This is a genomic window from Heyndrickxia coagulans DSM 1 = ATCC 7050, assembly GCF_000290615.1.
Lineage (GTDB): Bacteria > Bacillota > Bacilli > Bacillales > Bacillaceae_C > Weizmannia > Weizmannia coagulans.
Map to the genome: position 1 here is coordinate 1 of NZ_ALAS01000296.1, position 9422 is coordinate 9422.

At 45.8% G+C, this 9422-nt stretch carries 6 protein-coding genes and 1 rRNA gene; all 7 read left to right on the forward strand.

From position 1 onward, the window contains the following. Positions 1–1318 precede the first annotated feature (1318 nt). Positions 1319–1537 carry a S4 domain-containing protein YaaA gene (gene yaaA, locus IC21_RS15440; RefSeq protein WP_029142977.1) on the forward strand — a complete coding sequence of 73 codons (219 nt, stop codon included), beginning with the start codon at positions 1319–1321 and terminating at the stop codon, positions 1535–1537. Between the two features lie 33 nt (positions 1538–1570). Next, on the forward strand, positions 1571–2683 hold the full coding sequence (gene recF, locus IC21_RS15445) for a DNA replication/repair protein RecF (RefSeq protein WP_017552553.1): 1113 nt from the start codon (positions 1571–1573) through the stop codon (positions 2681–2683). Between the two features lie 9 nt (positions 2684–2692). Continuing rightward, positions 2693–2971, forward strand: a complete 279-nt coding sequence (gene remB, locus IC21_RS15450) for an extracellular matrix regulator RemB (protein ID WP_029142976.1) — start codon at positions 2693–2695, stop codon at positions 2969–2971. 206 nt (positions 2972–3177) lie between these two features. Beyond that, positions 3178–5103 carry a DNA topoisomerase (ATP-hydrolyzing) subunit B gene (gyrB, locus tag IC21_RS15455; RefSeq protein WP_029142975.1) on the forward strand — a complete coding sequence of 642 codons (1926 nt, stop codon included), beginning with the start codon at positions 3178–3180 and terminating at the stop codon, positions 5101–5103. A gap of 19 nt (positions 5104–5122) precedes the next feature. Further along, positions 5123–7597: a DNA gyrase subunit A gene (gene gyrA / locus IC21_RS15460; RefSeq protein WP_029142974.1), complete on the forward strand. Its 2475-nt coding sequence runs from the start codon at positions 5123–5125 to the stop codon at positions 7595–7597. A gap of 86 nt (positions 7598–7683) precedes the next feature. Next, positions 7684–8754, forward strand: a complete 1071-nt coding sequence (locus IC21_RS15465; RefSeq protein WP_029142973.1) for an HD-GYP domain-containing protein — start codon at positions 7684–7686, stop codon at positions 8752–8754. A gap of 376 nt (positions 8755–9130) precedes the next feature. Beyond that, positions 9131–9422: ribosomal RNA gene (locus IC21_RS15470) — 16S ribosomal RNA — on the forward strand; the annotation flags it as partial.

Here is a 9422-nt window from a genome sequence, read left to right on the forward strand (position 1 = left end):
AAGTGAAGCACGGTAGCCGAAAGTGTACAAAAAGAGTGTCTTGGAATACCCGATATTTAAACCTTGTCGAGAAAAACTTGACACATACTTGACACATACTCCACTTTATAAATCCTTTAAGGTGACATATAATGAATAGCACAATTCCATTTTTTCAAGTCCGAGGGGGAATATGTTCAATGAATATAGGAGCAGGGATTATTTTGATACTATTTTCATTAATAACCTTCGTCATTTCTTTTCTAACAAGAAAAAGATCTCGAAGAATTTTTTTCACTTTTTTAAGTATAGGGATTATCTTTATAATTCTTTCATTGTTATTAATAACTGGTTTATTCGATCCTTATGCTGATCATATTCGTTAGATTAATAAGAGACTCCAATGTGGAAGGAAAGTTTTTCTTACGCTTGGATTTCAGACCGTTAAAATCCATTTTTTTTGGGGAATTTCGTGCTATCTGATAAGTTAGAAAAGCAAGATGCGATGAACAAGAAAAGAAATGCTGCCTGCCAAATGACTCGGCTATTCTGGCGACATTGAATGGATTATCCATCGTTCTGAATTTTTGCACCTGAGATTATATTGGGAAATCTCTTCAAATTGAAGTTCAATAATTAGGGACCACGCTGCCGCAACCCAAGACTCTCCTGGAAATTTGAACCGCAAACCCAAAGAAATTCCGTAACAAAATCCGCAGAGTCTCGGTTTAACTAACTTAGTAAAAGGTAGTTTTCCTAAGAGTGTAAACGAGCACACTATTTCAGCTTGCCCTTTTCACATTGATACGGCATATCATCTGAAATAATGTGCTTATTTTTTCACTTTATTTCAGAATGTGCAAAAATCAATTCGGATATTTCAGCGAATTTTATAGAAAAGAAAACCCCTCTAAAAAGGGGCATCTAAACGTATATAATCCTGAATGTTAACTCGAACTTTATATACCTCATTAGGATGAAGAATAAACTTCTCGAGGTTCAAAAAGATATTCCTGCGCAATCCAATAAGACTGTTGCCCTATCCAAACTCCCATTCCAACTCATCATGGTTATAAACTAAAATCCCCCGTTTCATATCCCACTATCCTTTATGGCTAATCGAACAACTTCCTCATCGATTTGTCTTTCTTTAATTGAAAAACTTTATTTTGATATAAGGCCCCATGAGATAAATCAGCTTGCCATAAATTTATTTAGTTTTTCGTGGGCAAACCGCTTTCTTTCAGGGATTGCACTTAAAATGCTTTGTTATGCTTTGTATTTCTGCCTGTTTTTTAGTAAAATAATATGTTAGTGAGTACATGAAAAGAGTGAACAAATGGAAAAAAATGTAAAAATTTCAACAGAGACCATAACACTTGGCCAATTTTTAAAATTAGCGGATATCATTCAAAGCGGCGGAATGGCAAAATGGTTTTTAACCGAACATGAAGTGCTCGTCAATGGAGAACCGGAGCAAAGAAGAGGGCGGAAACTGAAAGAGGCGGACCGGGTTGAAATTGGCGGAATCGGTATGTTTCACATTATCCGCGGTTGACCGGCGCTTTTTCCGCATAAAGGATGTTGGCATATGTACCTGCAGGAACTGGAACTTCACAATTACCGCAACTATGAAACATTAACCATTCCGTTTGAAAACAAAGTCAATGTGATCCTCGGGGAAAACGCCCAGGGAAAAACCAACCTGATGGAAGCCATTTATGTTTTGGCACTGGCGAAATCCCACCGGACGTCAAATGATAAAGAACTCATCCGCTGGGACGCAGAATATGCTAAAATAAAAGGGAGACTTCACAAAACGCATGGTACTGTCCCCCTTGAACTGACCATCTCCAAAAAAGGCAAAAAAGCAAAGTACAATCATATTGAGCAAAAAAAACTAAGCCGGTATATCGGCAATATGAATGTGGTCATGTTTGCGCCCGAAGACTTGAATCTCGTAAAGGGGAGCCCGCAGGTCAGGCGGCGCTTTATCGATATGGAGATCGGGCAAATTTCGCCGGTTTACCTGTATGATATGAGCCGGTTCCAAAAAATATTGCAGCAGCGGAACCACTATTTGAAGCAGCTGCAGATGAAAAAACAGACAGACCGGACGATGCTCGATATTTTAACCGAACAGCTAATTGAACAAGCCGCTAAAATTGTCATGCGGCGGTTTGAATTTGTGCGGATGCTCGAAGAATGGGCCCGCCCGATCCATCATTCGATTTCCCGCGGTCTTGAACAACTTGAGATCCAATATAAACCCTCTGTGAATGTATCAGAAGAGCTCGATTGGTCAAAAATGATAAAATCATACGAAAATAAATTTGCCGAAATAAGGGAGCGGGAAATTGACAGGGGCGTTACGATGGCCGGTCCGCACCGCGATGATTTAGCCTTTGCAGTAAACGGCAGGGATGTTCACACATTCGGATCACAGGGGCAGCAGCGGACAGCCGCATTATCTGTTAAATTGGCCGAAATTGAACTGATTTATTCGGAAATCCGGGAATATCCGATCCTGCTGCTGGATGACGTGTTATCGGAGCTGGATGACTACCGCCAGTCCCATCTGCTGAACGCGATACAGGGAAGGGTGCAGACTTTTGTGACAACGACAAGCGTGGATGGGGTGGATCATCAAACTTTACGGGAAGCATCCATGTATACAGTGAAGGCAGGACAAATTGTCAGGTGAGGTGTGCCTATGTATCTCCATCTCGCGGAAGATGTCATGATCCGAAGCGATGATATTATCGCCATTATGGACGAGAGATCGCTCAACAGCTCCATAATCAACGAAGCCTATTTGCAGGCTTTCGAAAAAGCCACGGTCAATTTGGCAAAGGGCAGTTTTAAATCAGCCGTGATTACCCAAAATGCGGTCTATTTATCGCCTTTTTCCCCAGGCATTCTGTTCAAACGGGCAATCGGTCTTTTTCCGGCGGGGTTTTTAACCGAACATTTTACCGGAAAACCGGTTTAACATAAGAGAATGTTGCTTACTCAACCGGTGCTTGCTTGTAACACCCGTTACAGGTTGAACCGGCTTTATGCAAGGCGTGTTTTTTGGCACGTCTGTTTCCGGCTAACCGCAAAAACGGCGGGTACAGCCTGCCGGGATAACCGGAGGGTGCTCCAGTATCCGCAGGAATCCCGCAGGTTCAATTTAAGAGAGTGCAGGTGGTATAATTGGAACAAGAACAATTACAGAAGCAGTCTTATGGTGCCGAGCAAATCCAGGTTCTTGAAGGGCTGGAAGCGGTGCGCAAACGTCCGGGGATGTATATTGGCTCGACAAGTGCGAGAGGCCTTCACCATCTTGTCTGGGAAATTGTGGACAACAGCATTGACGAGGCACTGGCCGGTTTCTGCGATGAAATCAATGTTTTTATTGAAAAAGACAACAGCATTACGGTGAAGGACAACGGGCGCGGCATCCCGGTCGGCATCCAGGAAAAAGTGGGCAGGCCTGCCGTTGAAGTCATCATGACCATTTTGCATGCCGGCGGGAAATTTGGCGGCGGCGGATATAAGGTGTCCGGCGGCCTGCACGGGGTCGGCGCGTCTGTTGTGAACGCCCTGTCTACAGAGCTCGATGTCTATGTCCACCGCGACGGGCATATTTACCACCAAAAATACCGCCGCGGTAAACCTGCCTTTGACTTAAAAATCATTGGCGAAACGGACCGTACCGGCACAACGACCCACTTCAAGCCGGACCCGGAAATTTTTACGGAAACGACCGAATTCGACTATGATATTCTTACAACCCGGCTCCGGGAATTGGCTTTTTTAAATAAAGGCATCAAAATTACCATTGAGGATAAACGCGAAAAAAATCCGCGCAAACAAGTATACCATTACGAGGGCGGGATCAAATCGTACGTGGAGCATTTGAACCGCTCGAAAGAAGTGCTCCATAAGGAACCGATTTATGTGGAAGGCGAAAAAGACGGCATTACGGTTGAAGTATCCCTTCAATACAATGACGGGTTTGCCAGCAATATCTATTCTTTTGCCAATAATATCCACACCTACGAAGGCGGCACACATGAGTCCGGTTTTAAAACGGCTTTAACGCGCGTCATCAATGATTATGCCCGGAAAAACAATCTGATCAAAGAAAATGAAGCCAATTTAACAGGCGAAGATGTCCGGGAAGGGCTCACTGCGATCGTTTCCATCAAACACCCGGATCCACAATTTGAAGGGCAAACGAAAACGAAACTTGGAAATACAGAAGCAAGAACGATTACAGATGCGGTATTTTCCGAGGCGTTCGAGAAGTTTATGATGGAAAATCCTCAAGTGGCGCGGAAAATTGTCGAAAAAGGGCTGATGGCTGCCCGGGCAAGGATGGCTGCGAAAAAAGCACGCGAACTGACACGGAGAAAAAGCGCGCTCGAATCGACAAGCCTGCCGGGCAAACTTGCAGACTGCACATCACGCGACCCGTCTGAGAGCGAGCTCTACATTGTTGAAGGTGACTCGGCCGGCGGCTCTGCCAAGCAGGGAAGGGACCGGATGTTCCAGGCGATCCTGCCGTTAAGAGGGAAAATTTTAAACGTAGAGAAAGCGCGTTTGGATAAAATTTTGTCAAATGCGGAAATCCGTACCATTATTACCGCGCTCGGCACAGGTGTCGGGGAAGATTTTGACATCTCGAAGGCGCGTTATCATAAAGTCGTGATCATGACGGATGCGGATGTCGACGGCGCCCATATCCGCACGTTATTATTAACGTTTTTCTACCGTTATATGCGCCCGTTAATCGATGCAGGCTATATTTATATCGCCCAGCCGCCGCTTTATAAAGTGCAGCAGGGCAAAAAGGTTGAATATGTATACAGCGACCGCGGCCTTGAGGAGTTGCTTAATACGCTGCCTGCCCAGCCGAAGCCGGCCATCCAGCGTTATAAAGGCCTCGGTGAAATGAATCCGGAACAGCTTTGGGAGACGACGATGGAACCTGCTAACCGGACGATGCTGCAAGTGAGCCTCGATGATGCGATTGAAGCGGACGGCACGTTTGAAATGTTGATGGGTGATAAAGTGGAACCGCGGCGGAATTTTATCGAAGAAAATGCCATTTACGTGAAAAACCTGGACATTTAAAGAAAAGGAGGTTGCATAAATGGCTGACACACCGGAATCGAATATTGTGGAAGTAAACTTAACCCAGGAGATGCGCACATCTTTTCTTGACTATGCGATGAGCGTCATCGTATCCCGGGCCATTCCGGATGTACGGGACGGATTAAAGCCTGTGCACCGGAGAATTTTATATGCGATGAACGATCTCGGGATGACTCCTGATAAAGCGTATAAAAAATCGGCGCGTATCGTCGGGGAAGTCATCGGGAAATATCACCCGCACGGCGATTCGGCCGTGTATGAAACAATGGTGCGGATGGCGCAGGATTTCAGCTACCGCTATATGCTGGTTGACGGGCACGGCAACTTCGGATCGGTTGACGGCGACCCGGCTGCTGCCATGCGTTACACGGAAGCGCGCATGTCAAAAATTTCCCTTGAACTGCTGCGCGATATTAACAAAGATACAATTGATTTTCAGGACAACTATGATGGTTCGGAAAAGGAGCCGGCTGTCCTGCCTTCCCGTTTTCCGAATCTGTTGGTGAACGGTTCTTCCGGGATTGCGGTCGGCATGGCAACGAACATTCCACCGCATCAACTCGGTGAAGTCATCGACGCGATTCTTGCTTTAAGCAAAGACCCGGATATCACGATCCAGGAATTGATGGAATATATCCCAGGGCCGGATTTCCCTACGGCCGGTTTAATTGTCGGAAGAAGCGGCATCCGCCGTGCTTATGAAACGGGAAGAGGCTCTATCACACTTCGCGCAAGGGTGGAAATTGAACAAAGATCAAACGGCAAAGAATCCATCATTGTGACCGAACTGCCTTACCAGGTCAACAAAGCCAAATTGATCGAACGGATTGCAGAACTTGTGCATGAAAAGCGGATCGACGGCATTACCGATCTGCGTGACGAGTCCGACCGCAACGGCATGCGGATGGTGATTGAAGTCCGCCGTGATGCAAATGCGAATGTGATTTTGAACAATTTGTACAAGCATACCGCCATGCAGACGACATTCGGTATCAACCTGCTGGCGCTTGTTGCAGGCCAGCCAAAAGTGCTGAATTTAAAACAGGCGCTTAAGTTTTACCTTGACCATCAGGAAGAAGTGATCCGCCGCAGAACGGCTTTTGAACTGAAAAAAGCGGAAGCGCGTGCCCATATTTTGGAAGGCCTGCGCATTGCACTTGACCATATTGATGCGATTATCCAGCTGATCCGTTCCTCGCAAACAACGGATATTGCCCGTACCGGCTTAATGGAGCAATTTTCCCTGTCCGAAAAGCAGGCACAGGCAATTCTCGATATGCGGCTGCAACGTTTGACCGGGCTGGAACGCGAAAAAATTGAAGAAGAATACCGGGGCTTGATCCAACTGATTGCAGAACTGAAAGCCGTTTTGGCAGATGAAGAAAAAGTGCTTGAAATCATCCGTGAAGAGCTGCTCGAAATTAAAGAACGGTTTAATGATGAACGGCGCACGGAAATTATAGCAGCAAGCGTTGACCAGATTGAGGACGAGGATTTGATCCCGCAGGAAAGCATCGCCATCACCCTGACCCATAACGGCTATATCAAACGCCTGCCGATTTCGACGTACCGGAGTCAGAAACGCGGCGGCCGCGGCGTGCAGGGGATGGGCACGAATGAAGACGATTTTGTTGAACATCTCTTAACGACATCAACACATGATACGATCCTTTTCTTCACAAATAAAGGAAAAGTCTATAAGAAGAAAGGATACGAAATCCCGGAATACGGCAGAACGGCAAAAGGCATTCCGATTGTCAACCTGCTTGAAATTGACAGGGATGAATGGATCAATACGATGATCCGTGTGGAAGATTTCGTAGAAGACTGGTTTTTATTTTTTACCACAAAAAAAGGCATTTCAAAACGCACGCCTGTAACTGAATTTGCCAATATCCGGACGAACGGCCTGATTGCCATTCATCTGAAAGAAGAAGATGAGCTGATTTCCGTAAAACTGACGGACGGCCATAAAGAAATCATTATCGGTACGAAGAACGGCATGCTGATCAGATTTCCCGAAACGGATGTCCGTTCAATGGGAAGGTCGGCAACAGGGGTAAAAGGCATTACCTTAAGCGGCGATGATGAAGTGGTCGGCATGGAGATTCTGGAAGAAAACGATGATGTGCTTATTGTGACCAAAAACGGCTATGGAAAACGGACAAAGGGAAGCGAGTACCGCATCCAGAGCCGGGGCGGAAAAGGTTTGAAAACCTGCAATATCACAAACAAGAACGGTCCGCTTATTGCTGTGAAGACGGTAACGGGAGAAGAAGATGTCATGCTCATTACAGCGGGCGGCGTGCTGATCCGGATGGCTGTCGGGGATATTTCAGTGCTCGGCAGAAATACAATGGGCGTCAAACTGATCCGTCTTGGTGACGAAGAATATGTTGCCACAGTCGCAAAAGTGGAAAAAGATGAAGAAGAAAATCATGCTGATCTGGTGGAAGAAACCGGAGAGGAATAAGAAATCTCGGGAAGCATTGCACACAATGCTTCTTTTTTTGATAAAATATGGGCAGCACAGTTGCTTGTTGACGGAGGGAGAAAAGCTTGAAGATAAAAGTATGCGATCTCGTCCCCGGCTATATTTTGACCAAGGATGTCATGGGGAAAACGGCCCGCCCCATTATGCCGAAAGGAACCCTTTTAACGCAGAAAATGATCAATGTCCTGAAAGAGTTCGGGATAGAAGAAGTGGATGCGGGCCGTTACAATAGCCGCAAAGAGGCGGAAGAAGGCGTGAAGGAAGAAAACCAGGAAATGGCAACAGTGCCTGAAGCATTCCGGGAGCGGTATACGTCTGCAGTTGGCAGCTACAAGAAAATGTTCCAAAGCTGGCAGTCCGGTTCCAAAGTCAGTGTAGGCGCAGTAAGGGATTTTTTTATTCCGCTTTTTGAATTTATTGAACAGGATCCCGGGAAAATCCGCATTATTCATCAATATGCAACAAAAGAGGAATATATCTATCACCATGCCATCTCGGTCGGGCTGTTAAGCGGCGCAATCGCCCAAAAACTGCAGCTCGGGAAGGGGACCTGTTACCAGGCCGCATTGGCGGGCTGCCTCGCGGATGCTGGCATGGCAAAAGTCCCTGCGCATTTGCTTAGAAAATCAGCCTCCTTAACAAAAGAAGAATACGAAGAAATCAGGAACCATCCGGTATACGGTCTGAAAATGGTCCAGCACTCGCCCCTTTTGAAATCCGAAACGAAACTTGCGATTTTACAGCATCATGAACGTCTTGACAAAAGCGGCTATCCATTTGGCGAAAAACCGGACAGAATCCCGATCCTGTCAAGAATTGTTGCCGTAGCGGATGTATACCATGCCATCGTGTGCGACCATATTTATAAAAAGAGGAAAATCCCGTTTCAAGCCATTGAAGAGCTGCTGGAGGACCACTTCGGGGAGTTCGATATCGCTGTGATCCATGCATTGATCCCCCTTGTTGCCCATTTAACGATTGGATCAAAGGTCTTTTTATCCAACCATGAGGAAGCAGAAGTGCTTTACATTAAACCGTCCGCTCCCATTAAACCGCTTGTAAAAATTTTTAGCAACAATGAAATGGTTGATTTGGAAAGCCGGCCTGATTTGTTTATTACAGAATTAATCCGGTAATGTTTGCAGCAGAAACCGGACTTTTGTTGCAGGAAAATAGAAGCTTTATTATCTTATCGTTCTGATAAACAACTATTGCCAATGCCGCATTCATTGCTGCACCGGCGCAAGAATGAAAACCAGCCGGCGTATATTTTCGGGTAGATTTTGTTCATTGGACAGGGAATATTGCACACACCGAAAAAAACACTTGCGATTTACTGCATAACGAGTATAATAGAAATTGTGCTTTTTATGGTTGCTTGTTGATTTGCTTTTTTTGTTGACACAAGCTGCCGGATATGTTATGATATAAAAGTCGTCACAAGATGTGATTGTTCCTTGAAAACTGAACAAAACGAAACGTCAAATTCTTTTTGAGCTTTTATCAAACATCTTTACTGAGAGTTTGATCCTGGCTCAGGACGAACGCTGGCGGCGTGCCTAATACATGCAAGTCGTGCGGACCTTTTAAAAGCTTGCTTTTAAAAGGTTAGCGGCGGACGGGTGAGTAACACGTGGGCAACCTGCCTGTAAGACTGGGATAACGCCGGGAAACCGGGGCTAATACCAGATAGTTTTTTCCTCCGCATGGAGGGAAAAGGAAAGGCGGCTTCGGCTGCCACTTACAGATGGGCCCGCGGCGCATTAGCTAGTTGGCGGGGTAACGGCCCACCAAGGCAACGATG

Excerpts from the sequence above, each read along its gene's own strand:
- yaaA (WP_029142977.1), top strand. The coding sequence starts at position 1,319 with ATGGAAAAAAATGTAAAAATTTCAACAGAGACCATAACACTTGGCCAA.
- recF (WP_017552553.1), top strand. The coding sequence starts at position 1,571 with ATGTACCTGCAGGAACTGGAACTTCACAATTACCGCAACTATGAAACA.
- remB (WP_029142976.1), top strand. The coding sequence starts at position 2,693 with ATGTATCTCCATCTCGCGGAAGATGTCATGATCCGAAGCGATGATATT.
- gyrA (WP_029142974.1), top strand. The coding sequence starts at position 5,123 with ATGGCTGACACACCGGAATCGAATATTGTGGAAGTAAACTTAACCCAG.